Consider the following 19,316-nt stretch of genomic DNA (forward strand, 5'->3'; position numbering starts at 1 on the left):
ATTACTGTTTTATTTTAAAATCATAAATTGTTTTTTCTTTCTACCATCACTAGCCATAATAAAGGTGTTGTTTTCAAAGGTACCAAAGTATGGTGTGTAGTAGGTATTGCCTTTATTGTCTTGTATTTTGTCGTAAGACACTTTTCCATCAGCTGAATATACAAAATCAAATAACGCAGTAGATTCTAGGAAACCTTTTGATACTTTGGTTCTTCCATCATTCTTTTCGGTAAGTCGCTTACCAGAATTTAAAATAACGTGCAATTGGTCGTCTTTTAAAAAAGCATTATACGAAGGTGCTGTTGCTTTTTTAAATATGCTTCGTCCCCAACTTAACTCTCCTTTAGCATCAAATTTCATAATTAAAATATCGTCATAATGGTAGGTTGTTACCCAATAACCTCCTGTAGTTCCTGTTGACACATAGGTTTGTGTAATATAAAACTCTTCAGCTAAAATGTAAGTATTACCATTGTTATCTTGCAATACATAATCTACATAAAAGTTAGAAATCTCTTTCCCTTTAGATTTTTTTCGGTCTGCTCTGTTTTCACCATACAAGTCTTTATATACCTCAATTGGCAGCTCATAAGAACGTTTACGTTTTACAGCAAGCGCATTGGTATCAATTACAAAATTGCAACCACCTTTAATCTTAAATACATTTTTTTCAGAATAGAACCCAAGCAAGTGCAATTCATCTTGAATGATTGAAATATTAAGCGACTGGATGTGCTCATCTTCGCCTAAAGAAATTGTGATATCATTTGTACCAGACTGTGTGACTTTGTTAAGTACAAACTCATAATTAGCATCTCCTTTTCGTTTTAACGAACGTCCTTTAATAAACAATTTTCCTAGTCCATAAACCGTTGCGTTATCGTCAATAGATAAATCGTTGTGCTCATAAAAACGCTTTTCGTGTTCTTGGTACGCCTTTTCGTAAAGCAAACTTAAATTGTTAGAATTAAACACTCTAATAGTGTAAGAGTTGCTGTTCTTTTTAATATTATCGGTAGTTATGGCAAAATAATTTCCGTTTGGTGAAATGGCAAAACTGGTTTGACGCTTGTTTTGTCCTGAAAACAACAACTGCTTCTTCTCTACTGTAGTTTCAAAAAGTTTGACCTTTTTATGAGTTTTAGCTGCAATGTCAAAAATATGGCAGTACACAATACGCTCAGTCTTTTTTGGCGCATAAACAGTAAAAAATTTAATCTCGTTGTCATAAAATAACTCACCTACAAACGTTTCTTTTTTATCGCTCTCTACAACCTCATTAAATACTTTTTTAAGATTAGCGTCAAAAATATCAAACAGAATATCTCTTTTACTATTACGCACTATACCTGTAAGTCCAGACTCTGTAGTATGAATTGAAAGGATATCGTTGGCTTTAACTTTGTCTTTGTATTCTTCACTTTCGGTAACAGTTAGTTTAGTAGTACTTTCTTGGGCTGTAGTAAAATGTAATGCCAAAAGCATTACAATTAGGGCGAGTTTTTTCATGTAAGTGTTTTATTGTTAATTTAAGGAAGAAAAGTACAAAAAAACTCAGACACATTGAAATACATATGTCTGAGTTTTAAAGCCCCAAATTTCATTGCCAACACTGTAGCAAAATATGCTGACCTACAAAATTTTCGAATTAAATATATAAATTAATTTATTGATTTACAAGTATTTATAAAAATATTTTTTTTTATAAGATATACCCTACGCCTAAAAGTACAGAAAATAAAAATGTAGTAAGTGCTAATACTTTTAACTGCGAATCGAAGTCTGAAGCAGTTTTAGCTTTACTTATTTTTTTGGCATGAATTATCAACGGAATGTAAGCCACAAAAAACAAAAAGTTTAGTGGTGAAGTGTAATACAAAATAGTAAACACCAGCGAAACCAATATAGCTCCAAAAATTAATGCTAAATGATACGTTTTAGAATGTTGCTTACCTAGTTTTACGGCAAGTGTAATCTTGTTTGATAATATATCAGAATCGATATCTCGCATATTGTTTAAATTGAGTACACCAACACTTAATAACCCTAATGAAATTGAAGGTAAAACCACATTGTGGTCTATCTTATTAGCATATAAAAAGTAGCTACCCATTACACTTACAAGTCCAAAAAAGATAAACACAAAAACATCCCCTAATCCTCTATAACCATAGGCTTTTGAACCCATAGTGTAGTTGATTGCTGCATAAATACTAAGTCCTGCCAACACAATAAACAATAGAGAATACAATAGATTACCTTGCCCAAAAGACATATAAATAAGCAAAAGTGATAATACAATAACTATAAGTATATTTACCTTAATGGCTTCCAACATTTGAGCTGGAGTAATGCTTCCGCTTTGTATAGCACGTTCTGGTCCTTGTCGTTCATTGTTGTCGGTACCTTTAACACCATCGCCATAATCGTTAGCAAGATTTGATAAAATTTGTAACGCTACAGTAGTTAAAATAGCAAGTACAAAAATGGCTGTATTATAGTTTCCGCTATAAAACGCGAAACAGGTTCCAATAATAATTCCAGAAACAGATAAAGGAAGTGTTCTTAGTCGAAAAGCAGACAACCAAGGTTTAAGTTTACTCATTCAAATAATTTTTATGGCTAAATCAAGGAATCCACTTTTTATCAAAATTTGGCTTTCTTTTTTCTAAAAAGGCATCTCTACCTTCTTTAGCTTCATCAGTCATATAAGCCAAACGTGTTGCTTCACCAGCAAATACTTGCTGTCCTACCATACCATCATCGGTTAGGTTCATCGCAAATTTAAGCATTTTTATAGAGGTTGGTGATTTTGCCAATATCTCTTGAGCCCACTCATAGGCTGTATCTTCAAGCGCGTCGTGAGGAATTACAGCGTTTACCATTCCCATTTCAAAGGCTTCTTGTGCAGAGTAGTTTCTTCCTAAGAAAAAGATTTCACGTGCTTTCTTTTGACCTACCATTTTAGCTAAATAAGCCGATCCATAACCACCATCAAAACTGGTAACATCTGCATCAGTTTGTTTAAAAATAGCGTGCTCTTTACTAGCAAGCGTTAAATCGCAAACTACGTGTAAACTATGTCCTCCACCAACTGCCCAACCTGGAACAACAGCTATAACCGCTTTTGGCATAAAACGAATTAAACGTTGTACTTCAAGAATATTAAGTCTGTGGTAACCATCTTCACCAACATACCCTTGATGTCCTCTAGCTTTTTGGTCTCCTCCACTACAAAAACTCCAAATTCCATCTTTGCTTGAAGGTCCTTCGGCAGAAAGTAACACTACACCAATACTTGTATCTTCATTTGCATCGTAAAATGCATCGTAAAGTTCGCTTGTTGTTTTTGGTCTAAAAGCGTTTCTAATATCAGGTCTGTTAAAGGCTATCCTAGCAACTCCATTACACTTTTTGTAGGTAATATCTGTATACTCTTTGGCTGTTTGCCAATCAATTTTACTCATAAGAATTGTTTTCAGCGTAAAAATACATATTTACATCTAATTTAAATTCATTTTTTTGGTCGGACTTTGACGCGTAACTAATTTTGCACAAAAGACGATTGATAAATGAAGGTTTTAGATTCTCCTATAGCAAATCAGGTCGAGGCTACATATTGCCTTGAGGTTGGCGATTTTCATTTTTTCAAAAATCTTGTAGTTGCAGAATTTAAACAAGGTGCTTATGTTTCTTTTGAAGATTATAAAGAAGCTTATGAGCTATGTCTTGATATTTTTAATAATACGCCTTTTGGCTTTATCTCTAACAGAGTTAATTCTTATTCTATAAACCTAGTTGATGCACAAGAGCATCGAAAAAAACTTAAACTGTTGCACGCTTATGCTATAGTTACTTATAGCCATAATTCAAAACGAATGCTTATAGTGGAAGACCACTATTTCAATTTAAAAAGAAAAAGGTTTAACGCGTTCATTGATGCTTTTAATTGGGTGAACAAAAAAGTAGTTTTAGCTACTCAAAGCGTTAAAGAAAATCATTAAAACAAGCTTTGTTTGACGTTTTGTATCACTTATAAACAAACGCAATCGTTTTCGCTACAAACAACACACAAACAATTATTAATCAACTGTTTGCAAACCAATTAAGCTCAAAAGCAAAACTTTAAAAACTTCTCACTAAAACACATTAACTATTATAAAATTAACACTAAAAACGTTAAAGTGCAATGGATTACATTTAAGACCTCTTGTTACACAGTATCTTTGCCGCTGATTTTTTTAAAAACAACCTATTTAATGCGATTAACAGAGTCCCAATTAAAATCTAAAATCCTAAAAACCTACAACTTAAAAAATGGTATCGCTCATTTTTTTGAAAACTTTGTTGTTATTGAAACAAGTGAAGGTGTTTTTAGTGATTTTGAAAATTCTAAAGACTTAATTTCGCTTATCGATTTACATTTTGGTACTCAAAAGCCTTTTGGTATTATCTCAAACAGAGTAAATTCTTACTCCATAAATATTTTAGATTCTGAAAAATTTAAACAGAGATTTCCAAACGCTAAAGCCAAAGCTGTTGTCGCTTATTCTAATCGTACTACAGATATTTCTAAACTGGAAAGCTACTTTTGTCATATAAAAAGAAAAGACTTTACTTGCTTACTAGAAAGTGAAAAATGGATGAGAAAAGAGTTAAATAACTCTAATGTGACTATTTAAGGTAAATTCCGTCTTCCTTAATTTCAATACGTTTTTGCTTGTATAATGTACCAATTGCTTTTTTAAAGCTCTTTTTACTCATTTGAAGCTGGTCTTTAATGGTGTCTGGATCAGACTTATCATTAAGATTTAAATAGCCTGAGTTATCTTCAAGTTCTTTTAAAATGAGTTCAGCATTAGGTTCTATACTTCTGTAACCTATTTGTTCTAAAACAATATCTAACTTGTTGTTATGACGTATTTTTTTTATATAACCTTTAAGTTGGTCTCCTATGCTAATATCTTTAAAAATGTCTTCGTTAAAAATAAGTCCTGAATGCTTTTTATTGACAATTACATTCATTCCTATTTCAGATGGATGGGATACAATGATATCAACTTCTTCAAACTGTGATACAGTCAATTCTTTATTATCTAAAAACCTATTGGTTTTACTTGAAGCTACAAGGCGTTCAGTTTCTTCATCTAAATAGCAATACACCAAATACCAACCACCTGTTCTCATTTTAAATGCTTGTTCTTTAAATGGACAAAACAGTTCTTTTACCATTCCCCAATCTAAAAAAGCACCAAACTTAGTAACCTGATTACATCTTAATACTGCGAAATCGCCTTTTTTAATGTAGGGTTTGTCAGTAACCGCAACAAGACGTTCTTCATTATCAAGATAAACAAATACTTCTAGTTTGTCTTCAATTTCAAAAGACTCAGGCACGTAACGATTAGGCAATAAAACTTCATTACCTTCATCATCTCCTAAGAACAATCCTGGATCGGTTTCTCTAAGGATTTCTAATGTATTGTATTCTCCTATATTTATCATGTTGCAAAGGTAATGATATTAGTTTATGGATATAAAAAAAGCGCTACAAGTTTGTAACGCTTATATATTGTTTTAAAACAGACTTTTAGTAAGCCGATTCTTTCTTAAAATGCTTAGTCAATAAATAATATACAACAGCTCTGTATTTATTTCTGTTAGACTGACCATATTGCTCCATTACTTTAGCAATACCTTTATCTAAATCTGGACTGTCTTTTAATCCTAATTTCTTGATTAAGAAGTTGTTTTTTACAGTAGCCAACTCTGACTCATCAGAACCTGATACAGTAGATGCATCAGCATTATATATTGATGGTCCACAACCAATAGTTACTTTTGTTAATAAGTCCATATCTGGTGTTACACCAACTTTGTCTTTTAAATCAGCTGCATATTTTGCAATTAGTTCGTCTCTTTTGCTCATTTTGTAAAATTTTAGTTTTTAAAAAATTAATCGTTATTAAATATAGCTATTTTTTAGACACCTAAAAAGCCTAAAAGTCACTTTTTAACGATTACTTAATGTAACTGAAGTAGTTAAGCAATATTTCGTCATTTACTGTTGAAGGTGTAAACACCTCAAGCAACATTGGTTGTTTTGATGCATTAAAGAAGGTTGATAACTGCTCGTTCAACTGCGTTTGATCATGAGCTGTTTTATAATCTAAACCATGCATTTCGCACAACTGCTTTGCTGTAAGGTTGTGTTTGGTTTCAAAATACTGGTCAAAGTTTTCGGTGTTTTTATGTCCTGGAAGAATACGGAAAATACCTCCTCCTCCATTGTTAACAACAATAATCCTGAAATCTTTAGGAATATAGTTATTCCACAAGGCATTGTTATCATATAAAAAACTCAAATCACCAGTAACAAAGGTTGTTTGGTTTTTATTGGCAACTGCAAAACCTATAGCTGTACTTGTACTTCCATCAATACCACTTGTTCCTCTGTTGCAAAATACCTGCAAAGATTTGCTAATATTAAACAATTGCGAATATCTAATGGCTGAACTATTACCTATTTGTAATGCTGTTTGTTTTGGTAATGCTTTAAAAACAGTATCAAAAACTTTAAAATCACTAAAAGGGATTTCTGCTAAATACGCTTTATGTAAATCGTTTCGTTTTTGTTTTACTGCTTTCCAAACTGACTTGTAGTTACTCTTTTTAAAGTGTGTTATTTTGGGAAGAAACTCAGAGAAAAACTCATTAGGTGTGGTCTCAATATGCTTTTCTAAACAAAAAAAGGTATCATTTGCTTTTTTACTGTCAATATGCCAATGCTGTTTAGGTTTGTAGTTTCTTAAAAAAGCTTTCACTTTTTTAGACACTACCATACCTCCAAAAGTTAACAAAATATCAGGTTGCAACTCAGTAAACTCAGCATCAGTAAGTGGTGCAATTATTTTATCGATACTTGGAAAAAACTCCTTATGATGCAAATTAGATGTGGTTTCAGTAAACACAATAACACTATTATCATTTGCCAATTCGTCTAACCATTTTTGCTCAATTTCGTTTGGAGGATTAACACCTACCAAAATCATTTTTCTGGAAGCATCACTCCAATCTTCTAAACACAGCTTTAAATCGACACTATCAACTTTTTTCGGTGAAGCATCTACTGTAATTACTTTTGGGTTAACTGACAATTCCTTAACCGTTTCATACAAAGGTTCATCAAACGGAACATTGATATGCACAGGTCCTAATTTGTGAATTGCAGTATTAAGTGCAAGATTTATTTCTTCTTCGTTTTCTTCCTGTAGAGCTTGTTTAATTCCTAAAAAGCGTTCCAGTTTATTTTCAATACTTTTTATTATTGCAGGCTCATCATCGTCTCCACTTGTTTTTGGCAAGTTTTTAATGTCGAGCTTTAAATTGGCTGAATATAAAATATGATTTTTATAAACGTCTTTTTGATTGATGGTTTGTCCATCTCCAATACCAACTAGGTGTTTAGGTCTATCTGCAGAAATCACCACTAAGGGAACATCGCTATAAAATGCTTCAGCAACAGCTGGATAATAGTTTAATAATGCACTTCCTGAAGTACACACTAATGCAGTAGGATGCTGAGTATTTTGAGCGATTCCTAAAGCAAAAAAAGCAGCACTACGTTCATCTACAATGCTATAGCAAGTAAAAAATGGATCGTGAGTAAAACCTATAGTTAAAGGTGCATTTCTGCTACCTGGAGACAATACAATATGCTTAATATTTTTAGCTTTACAAAGCTGAATAACTGTTTGTGCTAGCGGAATTTTTGGGTATGACATACAATTCTATAAAATAGTCTTACAAAATTACTTAATATGCACGACTTAACGAATTTTAATACTACCCTATTTTTACCGAAGTCATCGTTAGTGAACCTGCAACAGGTGTATCATTAAAAAATTGTATATCATCTTTAGACGTTTGAAGTCCTAAAGTATACAATAAAGGATAGTAATGATCTGGAGTTGGTATGGCTTTAACAATGTCGTTATGCAATGATTTATAATTGATTAAATCCTTATGATTACCATATGTTATTTTGGTTTTGAAAAGCTCATTAATCTCTAAAGCCCAATCAAAACCATAAGTCTGCTCAACCTTATCCCAAGCAATCATTTTTAAGTTGTGTACCATATTACCACTACCAACAATAAGCACTCCTTTTTTTCTTAATTCTAACAACTGTTGTGCTAATTTATAATGATATTCAGGTGGTTTAAAATAGTCTATACTCATTTGCACAACAGGAATGTTAGCTTTTGGATACATATGACTGATAACACTCCAAGCACCATGATCGAGTCCCCATTCATCATCTAATCCTACATGAGTTGATGTGATATGATGCGTAATTTCTTCAGCTAACGTAGGTAATCCCTTTGCAGGATATTGAACATCAAAAAGCTCTTGAGGAAAACCGCCAAAATCATGAATGGTTTTTGGTGCTTCCATATTAGTAACAAATGTACCGTTAGTTAACCAATGTGCAGAAATACATAAAATAGCAATAGGTGTTTCCAAAGTTTCGCCTAGTGCATTCCACTCTTGTGTAAATGCATTGTTTTGAATAGCATTCATAGGCGAACCATGTCCTACAAATAACACAGGTTGTACTGTGTCTTTGTAAGGTAACTTACTTTGCCATTCGTGTAAATGAGATGATGTCATAACAATATTGCTCGTTTCATCACTTTGGCTTTAGCAACCGTTTCTAACCATTCAGCTTCTGGATTGGAGTCTTTTGTAATCCCTCCTCCTACAAAAACAGTAGCAGTATCATCTACAATTTCCATACAACGTAAATTCACATACAAATTTGTGGTTGTTTTTACTGTTGCATACGCATTGTTTTCAACATTTCGTCGATTGCGATTCCTGGTTTTACTGTCTTGTAAATTAAGTGTTCCTAAAAACCCTGAATAAAAGGTTCTTTGATAGTTTTCGTGTTTTAAAACAAAGGTCTTAGCTTCCTCTTTAGGCAAACCACATACAGCTGGTGTTGGATGCAAAATTTCTATCACATGCTGTAAATCGTCCTTAAGCAAACCTGTTATTTTAGTTTTAAGGTGCAATAAATTTCCAGCTTTTACTGTATTGACCTCACCAATGCTTATACTTTTTACAGTTTTAGACAGTCCATCAACAATAAAATCAGTTACTATTTGCTGCTCTTGTTGTTCCTTTTGTCCCCAAACCACATCCATATTCCCTTTATATTCTTGGGTTCCTGCCAATGCCATTGTTGAAAATCTATTATTCTCTACCGATAACAATGTTTCAGGTGTCGCACCTATCCACAACCCAACTTTTGGGTGGTACCATAGGTATACAAACGCAGTAGGATAATTTTTCAAGACATCTTCAAACAATTGAAATATGGTTTTAGACTTTATATTTACAGTCTCTTTTCTAGACAATACAACCTTTTCAAATTCTCCAGAAACAATGGCCTCAACTCCTTGCTTTATAAGTTGAATATGTTGTTGCTTTTCATCTTCTTGCTCTTCAACAGAAACCTCAACCTCAACTTTGGTATTAGTAGATTTATAATCACTAACAATATGTTTTGAAGCTGCTTGCGGAATTAAAACTGTTTTAGCTTCAGAATTAAAAGGTGCAAAAACAAAACCTCTTTCTGAGAAATTTTCAACCGAAAACAAGATATCATTTAACTGCAAATAAGCGTTTAGTCTTGACTGGTTTGGTGATCTGTAAACCACAAAAGGCAATTGATTGTTATATTGCTGAGATAATCGCGCTATTAAAGACTGAAACTCCATTATTTCTTTTTAGGCAAACTTATAGTAGATAATCTACAAATAGAGACTAAGTTATCGTTATCATCAGTGACACGAATGTCTAACAACTGCGTTGTTCTTCCTTTATGTAAAAAAGTAGCTTTAGCGTACACATGACCTTCGGTAACACTTTTTACATGGTTAGCAGTAATCTCAATACCACGTACAAAAACCTCTTCTAAGTTTGAGAATATATTTGAAGCAAAACTACCAACACTTTCAGCCAAAGCAGCTGTTGCTCCACCATGCAATACTCCATCTGGTTGGTACACTCTAGAGTTTACAGGCATTTTTGCAACTAGAAAATCATCTCCATAATCAATCATTTCAATTTGCAAGGTTTCCATTAAGGTATTCTTACTAATTGCGTTAGCTTGTTTTAATATCTCTTCTTTAGTTAATGGCATAAATACTGTATTTTTAATGTCGCTAACAAAAATACAAAAACCAAGAGCAAAATATGACTCAAGTTGAAAAGGAAATAAGCTATACTACTACAAACTCATACTCCACTTTAAACACGTTAACCAAAAGCACTAAAACTGTATGGTTTGTGTGTCATGGCATGGGTTATTTAAGTCGGTATTTTCTAAAATATTTCAAACAATTTGATGCTAATGAAAACTATTTTATTGCACCACAAGCACAAAGTAAATATTATATTCCGCCAAAATCTAAATATGTTGGTGCAAGTTGGCTTACCAAAGAAAACACTGTGAAAGAAACCGAAAATGTCATGCGTTATTTTGATGCTGTTTTTGAAGCTGAAAATATACCCAATAACCTCAATTTTGTTGTGCTTGGTTACTCGCAAGGTGTTAGTGTAGCAATGCGCTATCTTGCAAAACGCAAACTACAATGCTCTCATTTATATATTCATTCTGGTGGAATTCCTAAAGAATTAACTCCTGAAGATTTTAGTTATTTAAGCACTAAAGTGTCTCTAATTTATGGTACTGAAGACGAATATTTAAACGAAGAACGTATTGCTTCTGAAATACAACGTGCAAAGTCCCTTTTTGGAGATACAGTAAGCATTCATCCTTTTGAAGGTAAACATGTTGTAAATGCTGATTTAATTAAACGCTTAGCATAAAAAAAGACCATCTGTGATGATGGCCTTTTTTGTATGTAAAGAATTAAGAATTACTTATAAGTTACTAAAATATCTGCAATCTTTTTTAAATCAGGTTCAGAGATTTCTGTTTTAGGTGCCAACGGAAATAGTTGTTGTCCTGGTCTGCTAATAAAAGCTGCTCTCCAACCTGCCCAAAGTGCTCCAGCAACATCCCAACCATGAGCTGCTACTAGCATACATTCTTCTGGTTTAATGCCCATTTTACGTGCTCCCCAAGTATAGGTATCAGTAAACGGTTTAAACTTCCCGATGTCTTCCACACTCAATCGTTCATCAAAAAAATGAGTTAATCCTGCACTTTCAAATTGCTTTTTAACACCTTCGTTTGAAGAATTTGTAAACGACACCAATTTATAACCCGCTTCTTTTAGTTGCGTTAAACTCTCTTTTACTTCAGGATGTGCTGGCAAACCACGTAAAGACTTTACAATAATGTTTCTAGCTTCATCTTGCAACATACTAATATTGTTATTTGCAGCAACCATTTGTAATGCTGCTGCTCCAATGTATCCAAAATGCTCATATTGATTGGATGCTGTTGTTACTAATGAATATTGAAGCATTGTTGTAAACCAAAGCGATAGTAAGTCTTCGCGACCGTTTAAAGCTTCTCCTACTTGCTTTTTCATATCGGTTAAATCTAAAAGCGTTTCATTTACATCAAAAAACAAAACTTTTGGTCGCTCTTTTTGTATCATACTTTGTGTGTTCTCTTTTGTGTTTGCTAATACTATATTGGGCATTAAAAGACCTGTTGTTCCCATTAAACCCATATTTTTAATAAAGTCTCTCCTATTCTTTTTCATACAGTTGTTATTGGTTTTTCTAATTATGAATTTACAGTCTCTTTAGTCCATTCATACTTTTTAAAACCTGCATCAACTGGTGTGTTTGCAATATGGTTTACATAGTTACTTATGGTTTTTTGCGACAGTCCTAAAATAATTTCTAGTACTTGTGTTTCACCATAACCTGCAGCATAAAACGCATCTAAATCTGCTTGAGTAACATTACCTCTATTTCTAACAATGGTTAGTGTCATAGTACGTAAGGCTTCTAGTTTTGAATCAGCCAAAGGTGTTTCGTTACGTAAAGCTTCAGTAATAGCATCGTCTACTTTCATCATTTTTGCAATTCCTGTATGTGCTGGCACACAGTAATGACATTCGTGCTCTACATTTATAGTTTGCCATACCACAGTTAACTCTTCTTCATTAAACGACGTTTGTGTAAACAATTCGTGTATTTTTTGATAGGCCTCTAAAGCTTGAGGAGCTGCTGCCAATACACCATGTAAACCAGGAATCATTCCGTAAGCTTTTTGTGAGTTTTCTAATAATGCTTTACTCGCTTCTGGAGCAGTTTCAATGTTATGAATTTTTAATGTTGTCATAATAATAGATTTTAATTTTTATGTTAATTATTTCTAAACGTTCGTTTAGTTTTAGTCCAAAAAAAAGGATTATAGATTGCTAAAGGTCATTTCTATATAATCTTTAATCTCTTGATCTGTGTTTACTCTTGCTGCTGCTGCAAGTCCATGTTTTGCTAATAACAAGTAATTAGCTTGTTTTAAAATAGTGTCTTGGGACTTGCTATTGTCTGTTTGTAACTTTTCAATGATAATAGCTTTGAGGTTAGACATAAAATCATCCATTTGTGATTTTATCAATGCATCTTCACTATTACAAAACTCATTATACGTATTCGTTACTAAACAGCCTTTTTGAGTCGTATTCTTAATCTCCAAATCAACTGAATCATAAAAAAACTGTTTAATATCATCTACGCCATTGGTAGCGTTTTTAAACTTCTCAAAAATGACACTTACCTTGTTTTTATAGCATTGCAAACTTTTTAAGAAAAGACCGTGTTTATTGCCAAAGCTAGAGTAAATAGAAAATTTGTTAATTCCCATTTCTTTTTCTAGCATTTGCATAGATGTAGCTTCATAGCCATTGCGCCAAAACACATTCATAGCTTTTTCAACGACTACATCTTCGTTATATTCTTTTTTTCTTGCCATGTAACTAAATAAACATCTAAATTACCATACAAAACTAAACAATCGGTTAGAATTTAAAAAGTACATTAACCTTTATTTAATACTTATGTGTGTATTGTAACATTCAATTGATAAAACTAGTATCTTTATAGTGAAACATTTACCTGTTACCACAAGACACTAAGAGCATGAATATTCCTCCAATAGAAAACGATCGTGTTAGCTTAACCTTACTGGGTTTAAGCAATTATAAAAAGTTACAAGAGGTCGCTAACGAAAAAGACTTAATTGCCTATTCGCCTAGCGATATTTCTTCTCCTGAAAAGCTAAAAAACTACGTGCAAACTGCTGTTGATGGATTTTACCATAAAACCATTATTCCGTTTATTATCTACGATAAACAAGAACAGAAATTTGCTGGTAGCACACGCTTTGGTCACATCAACTGGGACAATAAAACACTGCATATTGGTTGGACTTGGATAGGACGCGAGTTTCAAGGTAGCGGACTCAATACCAACATGAAGTTTTTAATGCTGCAATATGCCTTTGAAACTTTAGCTTTTGAAAAAGTAGAATTCAGGATAGATGAGCGCAACATACGTTCTAGGAAAGCTGTAGAAAAACTTGGTGCTACGCTTGAAGGCATTCTTCGACGCGATGTCGTTTTAAAAGATGGTTTTCGACGTAATACCTGCTGCTATGGTATTTTAAAAGACGAATGGCCAACTATAAAGTTGACCATTTTTAAAGAATTTAATTAAAGTTGTTACTCACACGTAGTTCTTACCAATGGCATTGTAGACGTGTATTTAATAGTTGCTCTGTCTTGAAACGCTGTTCCAGAGTCGTTTAATTCTCCATAGCCTTCAATTAAAACAGAATCATTGACCTTAAATGCAACTTCACGCTTACTTTCAACACCTTCTGAAGTAAATGTATAAGTTCCTATAAGTTTATCATGGTTTAAAGTTCCTTTAAAAACACCTTGGTTTGCATCTTTTTCAGCATAGGCATAACTTAAAGTTCCTGTAATACTATCTTCTAAAATATTGGTGATTTTAAACCTTACCTTGTTATTGTCTTTACTATACTCAAAGCAACCCAACTCTACCAAAGCGGTTAGTGTTTCTTCATTTGCAATAACCTCTTTAACATCGTGTATTACCTCTTTTGTAGTGTCTTTATTGTCTTTACAGCTACTTAAGCTTAGTATAGCACATACTATTAAAACGATTTGTTTCATTGCTTAATAAGTTAAGGTGTTACGCTTTTAAATCGCATCATTGTGACATCGTCTATCAACAAATGCAGTTTACCTTCCTCATCAATTGTATAAGCATTTACTTTTTTAATAATATTTTTAAAATGGTTTTCACCTTCACCACAATACATCATTGTTGCAGGTCCTGGTTCGCCAAAAGAAATACTATTACCATCAATAGTAACACCAGCCGAATACCCATTACAACCACTGTTACCAGTGACTTTTTGGTCTTCTTTATTAAATGTTATTTGTGGTTTCTTATCAGGAAAAAGACCCTCAAAAGCGATTCGCGGACCAGATAAATGCTCCAGTTCCCATTGTGTGTTATACAACGCATCTTCGCTTGAAGATTTTGAAGAATTACAAGCTGTCACTAATACTAACAGCAGTAGTACAAAAGATAGTTTTTTCATGTCTTAGATGTGTTTTATTAATCTTGAAGTTACACTTTTTTTGGTAAACAGTAGTCACCAAAACATTAAAAAACGATTAACTGGTTTGCTGTAAGGTTTTATTTTTTTCTTTAAGCACAGCCAATTGTTTTTCTAAAAAAGTAATGGCTTTTTCGGTTTTGTAACTGGCTTTAGATGCAAAATCCTTTGCCTCTGCTTTAAACTTTTCTTTACCAGATTGTGCCGCTTTAGACACATCGTCTTTTACTTCGGTAAAGTCGCTTACTATTTGGTCTTTTATGTCCTTACCTTCTTTTTTAAGCTTATCTCTGGTTACTTTGCCTTTTTCTGGAGCTAGCAACACTCCTACTCCTGCTCCTATAAGTACGCCTAGTACTATTGCACCTTTATGTATCATAACTATATTTTTTAAGGTTAAACGTGTTTACTTATAAGTAGTAAACTATTGTGTTTTGTTACAAACAAGCTGTGTGCCAAACTGATAGGCAGGAATGGGTTTTTTAAAATATCTTCCATGGGTTGAATCCAGCCGCTTCAATTGCAGGTGCTAGAGTGTCTGCCATAAACTCTTTTTCTTCTGTGTCGAGTTCGTCCCAAGGCAATTCGTCAACGAGATTAGAAATCTGTTTCAATTTTGTTTCAGATGTTTCATTTGAATTGTCAATTTTGACAAGTCTATCGAGAAAGTTATTAGTTGCTTTTCTGAGTATATCAATTACTTGCTGGTCTGAAGAGTTAAGTCCACGAGCTTCCCAATTTTCAGAATTCTCATAAATGTCTGAATTTTTAATCTCGTTTACCGTTTTCAAAAGTTTATCGTTATTCATATTTTTTCAGTGTTGTTACTTTTAGTTAATGTTCTTTTTAGTTTAAAAAAAGTTTAGCCGCAATAAGCTATAAAAGTTGCTGTCTAAAGTACTTTTATGTTAAACATTGTCTGATAATATACACCAAGAACTATAACTAATCTATTATCAAACTCTTTTAAATCATATTCACTTGTATGTAATAAACTTTTCTTGGCAAGTTTTGGACTATATCGATACTTAGTATTTACTATTAAAAAATTTCTAATCCCTTCTACTTTTGTTGAAAATGCAATACATTTAGAAAATTGTTCGTTCAATTTAATCCTAATTGGATTCATTGAATCAACATTGAATAACCTCTTTTCCAACTCCATGTCTTTTCCCGAGCGATTGGACTCTGTCCATAAATTCAGATTACGGATTTTTAATTCCAGTGAATCTTTAAAAAAATCTACTGACAGTTTTTTGTCACTCCAATCAGAAATAAATTCAAAATAAGCTGCTTCATTGGAAAGCTCAGGATATTGTTTTTTTAATTTAAGTTCAAACAATCGAACTGAATTCTCCAAAACATCCCGTTGTTCACTTTCATAACATTTTTTAGATGAAATATTTTTTTCTGTTTTACATGAAAGAAGTCCCAGAAATAATATGATTACTAGTTTTTTCATATTAAAATCAACTTTATAAAAATATAGATTGCTTTAATAATCAATATCTATATCTATTTAAAATTGTTGCTGTTTGTTGTTAATAGTCTTTTAATTTAAAAAAAAGTTTAACAGAAATGAGTTGTAATTCAAGGTGAGGGTTTTCAGAAGTAGGCTAGAAACAAGCAATTAATTTTATACATTGTTGTGTGTAGGTTTTTATACACTTTTATCTTTTCCACGTGCTCTGTCTCTAAACTTACTGCTTGTTTCTATTTCAATTCCACTTCCGAAATTACTATAGACATCTTTAAATAAATACTTTTTCGAGTCTAAAGGTGTAGTTATTTGTCCAAAGCTAACACTTAGTTTTCCTAATTTATTAATTATTTTTGGACTTGAAAATTCCTTTAAGTATGCTTTGGAATAATTATTTGCACAATGTAAAGTGAATAAAGCACCTAATGAATCTAAGGCATTTTGTAAGTTCGCCATTTTTTTACTGTTTAAACCATCATGTTTGATAGCATTGTATGCGTTCCACCAGTCAGGGATTTTTTCTTCTGTAATCCAAGAATCAAAAGGCTCAATGTTTTTTTCCATTGGTCTTACAAATAAAGGCTTTGACTTTATATAAGTATCTTTTATTATAAAATAGTTCCTAAAGTTCCAGTTTCTTGCTTTTTTAAATTCTTGTGTTTTTCTATACTTTTCGTGATATAAAGTAAATAATTCTATATCGTTATGTTCAGAGCAAATATATTTAGCCCATTCTTTAAAGAAAACTTCTATCTGAACGCAACATCTGATTATAATATCTCTTAAAATAGGTGAATGAACTTTTAAATGTTCAGTTTCATTAATTGGAACAATTTTAATAAAATCTATAAAATCTTGTTCAATAATCTCATATTGTTCGTAAGTTTCTCCATTACCAAGAACACCTCCAGAAAAGTGAAATTGACAGTAACCTAAATAGCCTTCAGTTTCTATGTCACATTCAATATGTTTACACTTTTGTTTTTTGTTCAATTTTTCTTTTTTTTTCGTACCGTCCGTCAAACTTACACACAACTTTAAAAGGATATGTATAGTTTTAATATCCATATCTACCGTTAAGCGAAGTTAATTTTTTAACACCTTAAAACCAACACCTTAGACTTTTAACTTGTAAACAGTTATTAACAAAAGTGCTATAAAAAACAGCTTTAATCCATCTTAAGCTTTTGTAGCATTTCGTTGGTAATAGGTTCGGTATAAATACCATAACCGTTTACCAATTGTCCTTTTAAACCATACTTTTCTGATGAAATGGCATACAGTATACTATTATCTCCTGGATCGCTCATGCCTTCAAAACGGAAGTACTCGTCTATTTCAAACTCATTATGAAATACTGTATACTCACCATTTCTACACTCAATACAGTTTTGCTTAAGGTTAAAGTCTTCAACATAGCCTTCTTCGCGTAGTGCGTTCATAGCTTGACTTAAGGTTTCAAAATCTCTCATAATTTTATGTTTTAACTTGTGTTATTTTAACGCAGACTCAACAACAATCTCACCTGTAATCATTTTTTCAATAGGACACTTTGAACCCATTTGTAAGAGTTTTTGGCGTTGTTCATCATCAAGGTTACCAATGAGCTCAATCTCCTTTTTAAAGGTTACCGTTTGTGTGGTTATATTGCGTTTAAAACCAACATTTACAATTACTTGTTGTAAATCCCATTCCTTTCTATTGGCATACATCCTGATAGTCATAGCAGAACATGCAGCTAATGACGACTCTAACAACTCGGTTGGTGTTAAGCCTAAATTTTGTCCGCCAACCGATTCTGGCTCATCGGCAGTTATAATATGATTTTTAGCTTGAATTTCGGTTTTATAAAGTTGTGTGCCAATGGCAGCTGATACAGTTTTCATTATTGTTTATTGGTATTATTAATGTAATTCAACTTAAATTTCATCTTCGATTTCATTTTCAATGAAAATATCATCCTCCAAAACGTTTTGGTTCTGGTAATGGAATACGAACGGTTTCGGTTGGTACACTCGGAAATTTGTTGTCCTTCCAATCTTGTTTGGCTTTTTCAATAAGCGCTTTGTCTGAAGCCACAAAATTCCACTCAATAAAACGTTCTTCTGGAAAAGCATCACCACCAAAAATATACACGGTTGAATTGGCTTCAATTTCAAAAGCACAAAGTGTCGCGTCTTTAGCTACCAAAAGTTGTTTAGGTCCATAGGTATGACCATCGCTAGTAATGCTACCTTCTAGAATGTAAAGCGCGCTTTCGCCAAATAAATGTTCGCCAATGGAAATGGTTTTGGTTTCGGTTGTTTTAATTTCGATAAAATACAACGGACTATACACTGGCACAGGCGACTGTTTACCAAAGGCTTTACCTGCTATGAGTTTAAATTGCACGTTGTTGTCTGTCCAACTAGGAATGTCGTTTGCAGAAACGTGTGTAAACGATGGTTCGCATTGCTCATCGGCTTTTGGTAAAGCCACCCAAATTTGTAACCCATGAAGCATTTTTTTAGAATCTCGTAAACGGTCTGGTGTACGCTCGGTATGTACAACGCCTTTTCCTGCGGTCATCCAGTTTACAGCTCCAGGAGTAATTTCCATAGCAGTTCCTAAACTATCACGATGCATTACAGCACCTTCAAACAAAAAGGTTAAGGTAGACAAACCAATATGCGGATGCATAGCAATATCCATATTATCTTGGTCGCTCATACAAGCTGGACCCATGTGGTCAATAAAAATGAATGGTCCTACCATTCGTTTTTGACGAAAGGGTAACAATCTACCAACAATAAAATTGCCTATGTTAGCTGCGCGTTCTTCAATTATTAATTTGGTATTAGACATATTTTTTGTTGTGTTTAAAGTTTATCATAACCCTTAAATTTTGGGTTTACTATACGTTTCCATTCTGGATGTTTTTTGATATAGGCAAATACATACGGACAAAATGGTAAAAGTGAATTGCCTTGTGCTTCTAGGTAGTTTAAGGTTTTCTCAACCAAAACTGCTGCTACACCTCTACCACTTAATGCTTCTGGAACTTCGGTATGTACTAATGCGATTTGATTACCAAATTCGCCATAATTGATAAAAGCAAAATGACCATCTACCTCTATCTCGAAACGTTTTTGGGTTTCATTTTTTACTAACGGAATAGTTTTAAAGTCTTCTCTCATTTCTTAAAGATATAAA

26 protein-coding genes are annotated in these 19,316 nt (G+C 32.9%); 4 read left to right on the forward strand and 22 right to left on the reverse strand.

Features of this window, described 5'->3' with window-relative positions; genetic code table 11:
- Positions 1 to 9 precede the first annotated feature (9 nt).
- From ABD011_RS11135 to ABD011_RS11145, 3 genes are all read right to left on the reverse strand, one after another.
- Positions 10 to 1,509 carry a hypothetical protein gene (locus tag ABD011_RS11135; protein ID WP_131506934.1) on the reverse strand — a complete coding sequence of 500 codons (1,500 nt, stop codon included), beginning with the start codon at positions 1,507 to 1,509 and terminating at the stop codon, positions 10 to 12.
- 193 nt (positions 1,510 to 1,702) lie between these two features.
- Positions 1,703 to 2,605: a 1,4-dihydroxy-2-naphthoate octaprenyltransferase gene (gene menA / locus ABD011_RS11140; RefSeq protein WP_343798287.1), complete on the reverse strand. Its 903-nt coding sequence runs from the start codon at positions 2,603 to 2,605 to the stop codon at positions 1,703 to 1,705.
- A gap of 22 nt (positions 2,606 to 2,627) precedes the next feature.
- Entirely contained in the window at positions 2,628 to 3,467 is an 840-nt protein-coding gene (locus ABD011_RS11145; protein ID WP_343798289.1) for a 1,4-dihydroxy-2-naphthoyl-CoA synthase, read from the reverse strand.
- A gap of 105 nt (positions 3,468 to 3,572) precedes the next feature.
- Here ABD011_RS11145 and ABD011_RS11150 point away from each other — a divergent pair, with 105 nt between their 5' ends.
- Both ABD011_RS11150 and ABD011_RS11155 read left to right on the forward strand, forming a co-directional pair.
- Positions 3,573 to 4,004 (forward strand): hypothetical protein, encoded by a 432-nt coding sequence (locus tag ABD011_RS11150; RefSeq protein ID WP_129760239.1) that lies wholly within the window; start codon positions 3,573 to 3,575, stop codon positions 4,002 to 4,004.
- A gap of 255 nt (positions 4,005 to 4,259) precedes the next feature.
- Entirely contained in the window at positions 4,260 to 4,682 is a 423-nt protein-coding gene (locus ABD011_RS11155; RefSeq protein ID WP_131506940.1) for a hypothetical protein, read from the forward strand.
- Here ABD011_RS11155 and ABD011_RS11160 read toward each other — a convergent pair.
- The 6 genes from ABD011_RS11160 to ABD011_RS11185 all read right to left on the reverse strand — a co-directional run bounded on the left by ABD011_RS11160 (position 4,675) and on the right by ABD011_RS11185 (position 10,210).
- Positions 4,675 to 5,505: a CvfB family protein gene (locus ABD011_RS11160; protein WP_343798292.1), complete on the reverse strand. Its 831-nt coding sequence runs from the start codon at positions 5,503 to 5,505 to the stop codon at positions 4,675 to 4,677. The genes ABD011_RS11155 and ABD011_RS11160 overlap by 8 nt on opposite strands.
- Before the next feature lie 85 nt (positions 5,506 to 5,590).
- Positions 5,591 to 5,929, reverse strand: coding sequence for a DUF2853 family protein (locus tag ABD011_RS11165; RefSeq protein WP_129760242.1), 339 nt, complete (start codon positions 5,927 to 5,929; stop codon positions 5,591 to 5,593).
- Between the two features lie 91 nt (positions 5,930 to 6,020).
- On the reverse strand, positions 6,021 to 7,784 hold the full coding sequence (gene menD / locus ABD011_RS11170) for a 2-succinyl-5-enolpyruvyl-6-hydroxy-3-cyclohexene-1-carboxylate synthase (RefSeq protein WP_343798294.1): 1,764 nt from the start codon (positions 7,782 to 7,784) through the stop codon (positions 6,021 to 6,023).
- A gap of 61 nt (positions 7,785 to 7,845) precedes the next feature.
- Entirely contained in the window at positions 7,846 to 8,673 is an 828-nt protein-coding gene (gene ygiD, locus ABD011_RS11175) for a 4,5-DOPA-extradiol-dioxygenase (RefSeq protein WP_343798297.1), read from the reverse strand.
- On the reverse strand, positions 8,670 to 9,785 hold the full coding sequence (locus tag ABD011_RS11180) for a chorismate-binding protein (protein ID WP_343798299.1): 1,116 nt from the start codon (positions 9,783 to 9,785) through the stop codon (positions 8,670 to 8,672). Before ABD011_RS11180 ends, ygiD begins: the two co-directional genes overlap by 4 nt.
- A complete protein-coding gene (locus ABD011_RS11185; protein ID WP_129760246.1) occupies positions 9,785 to 10,210 on the reverse strand; it encodes a PaaI family thioesterase in 426 nt (141 codons plus the stop codon). Before ABD011_RS11185 ends, ABD011_RS11180 begins: the two co-directional genes overlap by 1 nt.
- A gap of 53 nt (positions 10,211 to 10,263) precedes the next feature.
- Here ABD011_RS11185 and ABD011_RS11190 point away from each other — a divergent pair, with 53 nt between their 5' ends.
- Positions 10,264 to 10,899, forward strand: a complete 636-nt coding sequence (locus ABD011_RS11190) for an alpha/beta hydrolase (protein ID WP_343798301.1) — start codon at positions 10,264 to 10,266, stop codon at positions 10,897 to 10,899.
- A gap of 50 nt (positions 10,900 to 10,949) precedes the next feature.
- Here the strand turns inward: ABD011_RS11190 and ABD011_RS11195 are convergent, their stop codons facing one another.
- The 3 genes from ABD011_RS11195 to ABD011_RS11205 all read right to left on the reverse strand — a co-directional run bounded on the left by ABD011_RS11195 (position 10,950) and on the right by ABD011_RS11205 (position 12,967).
- On the reverse strand, positions 10,950 to 11,747 hold the full coding sequence (locus tag ABD011_RS11195) for a haloacid dehalogenase type II (protein ID WP_343798303.1): 798 nt from the start codon (positions 11,745 to 11,747) through the stop codon (positions 10,950 to 10,952).
- Between the two features lie 23 nt (positions 11,748 to 11,770).
- Positions 11,771 to 12,334, reverse strand: a complete 564-nt coding sequence (locus tag ABD011_RS11200; protein ID WP_131506952.1) for a carboxymuconolactone decarboxylase family protein — start codon at positions 12,332 to 12,334, stop codon at positions 11,771 to 11,773.
- A 69-nt stretch (positions 12,335 to 12,403) separates the two neighbouring features.
- Complete coding sequence (locus tag ABD011_RS11205) at positions 12,404 to 12,967, reverse strand: TetR/AcrR family transcriptional regulator (protein WP_343798306.1); 564 nt, start codon at positions 12,965 to 12,967, stop codon at positions 12,404 to 12,406.
- 167 nt (positions 12,968 to 13,134) lie between these two features.
- Here ABD011_RS11205 and ABD011_RS11210 point away from each other — a divergent pair, with 167 nt between their 5' ends.
- On the forward strand, positions 13,135 to 13,710 hold the full coding sequence (locus ABD011_RS11210; RefSeq protein WP_343798308.1) for a GNAT family N-acetyltransferase: 576 nt from the start codon (positions 13,135 to 13,137) through the stop codon (positions 13,708 to 13,710).
- 5 nt (positions 13,711 to 13,715) lie between these two features.
- Here ABD011_RS11210 and ABD011_RS11215 read toward each other — a convergent pair whose 3' ends face one another.
- The 10 genes from ABD011_RS11215 to ABD011_RS11260 all read right to left on the reverse strand — a co-directional run bounded on the left by ABD011_RS11215 (position 13,716) and on the right by ABD011_RS11260 (position 19,300).
- Positions 13,716 to 14,192, reverse strand: coding sequence for a hypothetical protein (locus ABD011_RS11215; RefSeq protein ID WP_343798310.1), 477 nt, complete (start codon positions 14,190 to 14,192; stop codon positions 13,716 to 13,718).
- 11 nt (positions 14,193 to 14,203) lie between these two features.
- Positions 14,204 to 14,626, reverse strand: a complete 423-nt coding sequence (locus ABD011_RS11220; RefSeq protein ID WP_343798312.1) for an META domain-containing protein — start codon at positions 14,624 to 14,626, stop codon at positions 14,204 to 14,206.
- A 76-nt stretch (positions 14,627 to 14,702) separates the two neighbouring features.
- Positions 14,703 to 15,023: a YtxH domain-containing protein gene (locus ABD011_RS11225; RefSeq protein ID WP_131506962.1), complete on the reverse strand. Its 321-nt coding sequence runs from the start codon at positions 15,021 to 15,023 to the stop codon at positions 14,703 to 14,705.
- Positions 15,024 to 15,126: 103 nt separating this feature from the next.
- Entirely contained in the window at positions 15,127 to 15,453 is a 327-nt protein-coding gene (locus ABD011_RS11230; protein WP_343798315.1) for a hypothetical protein, read from the reverse strand.
- An 83-nt stretch (positions 15,454 to 15,536) separates the two neighbouring features.
- Positions 15,537 to 16,106, reverse strand: coding sequence for a hypothetical protein (locus ABD011_RS11235; protein WP_343798317.1), 570 nt, complete (start codon positions 16,104 to 16,106; stop codon positions 15,537 to 15,539).
- A gap of 198 nt (positions 16,107 to 16,304) precedes the next feature.
- Positions 16,305 to 17,117, reverse strand: coding sequence for a hypothetical protein (locus tag ABD011_RS11240; RefSeq protein WP_343798319.1), 813 nt, complete (start codon positions 17,115 to 17,117; stop codon positions 16,305 to 16,307).
- A 176-nt stretch (positions 17,118 to 17,293) separates the two neighbouring features.
- A complete protein-coding gene (locus ABD011_RS11245; RefSeq protein WP_131506972.1) occupies positions 17,294 to 17,596 on the reverse strand; it encodes a phosphoribosylpyrophosphate synthetase in 303 nt (100 codons plus the stop codon).
- 21 nt (positions 17,597 to 17,617) lie between these two features.
- Positions 17,618 to 18,010, reverse strand: coding sequence for an OsmC family protein (locus ABD011_RS11250; protein ID WP_131506974.1), 393 nt, complete (start codon positions 18,008 to 18,010; stop codon positions 17,618 to 17,620).
- Positions 18,011 to 18,080: 70 nt separating this feature from the next.
- Entirely contained in the window at positions 18,081 to 18,968 is an 888-nt protein-coding gene (locus tag ABD011_RS11255; RefSeq protein WP_262733387.1) for a pirin family protein, read from the reverse strand.
- A 14-nt stretch (positions 18,969 to 18,982) separates the two neighbouring features.
- Positions 18,983 to 19,300, reverse strand: coding sequence for a GNAT family N-acetyltransferase (locus ABD011_RS11260; RefSeq protein WP_343798323.1), 318 nt, complete (start codon positions 19,298 to 19,300; stop codon positions 18,983 to 18,985).
- Positions 19,301 to 19,316 lie beyond the last annotated feature (16 nt).

This window comes from Gaetbulibacter jejuensis (assembly GCF_039524015.1).
GTDB lineage: Bacteria > Bacteroidota > Bacteroidia > Flavobacteriales > Flavobacteriaceae > Gaetbulibacter_B > Gaetbulibacter_B jejuensis.

Excerpts from the sequence above, each read along its gene's own strand:
- ABD011_RS11135 (WP_131506934.1), bottom strand. The coding sequence starts at position 1,509 with ATGAAAAAACTCGCCCTAATTGTAATGCTTTTGGCATTACATTTTACT.
- menA (WP_343798287.1), bottom strand. The coding sequence starts at position 2,605 with ATGAGTAAACTTAAACCTTGGTTGTCTGCTTTTCGACTAAGAACACTT.
- ABD011_RS11145 (WP_343798289.1), bottom strand. The coding sequence starts at position 3,467 with ATGAGTAAAATTGATTGGCAAACAGCCAAAGAGTATACAGATATTACC.
- ABD011_RS11150 (WP_129760239.1), top strand. The coding sequence starts at position 3,573 with ATGAAGGTTTTAGATTCTCCTATAGCAAATCAGGTCGAGGCTACATAT.
- ABD011_RS11155 (WP_131506940.1), top strand. The coding sequence starts at position 4,260 with ATGCGATTAACAGAGTCCCAATTAAAATCTAAAATCCTAAAAACCTAC.
- ABD011_RS11160 (WP_343798292.1), bottom strand. The coding sequence starts at position 5,505 with ATGATAAATATAGGAGAATACAATACATTAGAAATCCTTAGAGAAACC.
- ABD011_RS11165 (WP_129760242.1), bottom strand. The coding sequence starts at position 5,929 with ATGAGCAAAAGAGACGAACTAATTGCAAAATATGCAGCTGATTTAAAA.
- menD (WP_343798294.1), bottom strand. The coding sequence starts at position 7,784 with ATGTCATACCCAAAAATTCCGCTAGCACAAACAGTTATTCAGCTTTGT.
- ygiD (WP_343798297.1), bottom strand. The coding sequence starts at position 8,673 with ATGACATCATCTCATTTACACGAATGGCAAAGTAAGTTACCTTACAAA.
- ABD011_RS11180 (WP_343798299.1), bottom strand. The coding sequence starts at position 9,785 with ATGGAGTTTCAGTCTTTAATAGCGCGATTATCTCAGCAATATAACAAT.
- ABD011_RS11185 (WP_129760246.1), bottom strand. The coding sequence starts at position 10,210 with ATGCCATTAACTAAAGAAGAGATATTAAAACAAGCTAACGCAATTAGT.
- ABD011_RS11190 (WP_343798301.1), top strand. The coding sequence starts at position 10,264 with ATGACTCAAGTTGAAAAGGAAATAAGCTATACTACTACAAACTCATAC.
- ABD011_RS11195 (WP_343798303.1), bottom strand. The coding sequence starts at position 11,747 with ATGAAAAAGAATAGGAGAGACTTTATTAAAAATATGGGTTTAATGGGA.
- ABD011_RS11200 (WP_131506952.1), bottom strand. The coding sequence starts at position 12,334 with ATGACAACATTAAAAATTCATAACATTGAAACTGCTCCAGAAGCGAGT.
- ABD011_RS11205 (WP_343798306.1), bottom strand. The coding sequence starts at position 12,967 with ATGGCAAGAAAAAAAGAATATAACGAAGATGTAGTCGTTGAAAAAGCT.
- ABD011_RS11210 (WP_343798308.1), top strand. The coding sequence starts at position 13,135 with ATGAATATTCCTCCAATAGAAAACGATCGTGTTAGCTTAACCTTACTG.
- ABD011_RS11215 (WP_343798310.1), bottom strand. The coding sequence starts at position 14,192 with ATGAAACAAATCGTTTTAATAGTATGTGCTATACTAAGCTTAAGTAGC.
- ABD011_RS11220 (WP_343798312.1), bottom strand. The coding sequence starts at position 14,626 with ATGAAAAAACTATCTTTTGTACTACTGCTGTTAGTATTAGTGACAGCT.
- ABD011_RS11225 (WP_131506962.1), bottom strand. The coding sequence starts at position 15,023 with ATGATACATAAAGGTGCAATAGTACTAGGCGTACTTATAGGAGCAGGA.
- ABD011_RS11230 (WP_343798315.1), bottom strand. The coding sequence starts at position 15,453 with ATGAATAACGATAAACTTTTGAAAACGGTAAACGAGATTAAAAATTCA.
- ABD011_RS11235 (WP_343798317.1), bottom strand. The coding sequence starts at position 16,106 with ATGAAAAAACTAGTAATCATATTATTTCTGGGACTTCTTTCATGTAAA.
- ABD011_RS11245 (WP_131506972.1), bottom strand. The coding sequence starts at position 17,596 with ATGAGAGATTTTGAAACCTTAAGTCAAGCTATGAACGCACTACGCGAA.
- ABD011_RS11250 (WP_131506974.1), bottom strand. The coding sequence starts at position 18,010 with ATGAAAACTGTATCAGCTGCCATTGGCACACAACTTTATAAAACCGAA.
- ABD011_RS11255 (WP_262733387.1), bottom strand. The coding sequence starts at position 18,968 with ATGTCTAATACCAAATTAATAATTGAAGAACGCGCAGCTAACATAGGC.
- ABD011_RS11260 (WP_343798323.1), bottom strand. The coding sequence starts at position 19,300 with ATGAGAGAAGACTTTAAAACTATTCCGTTAGTAAAAAATGAAACCCAA.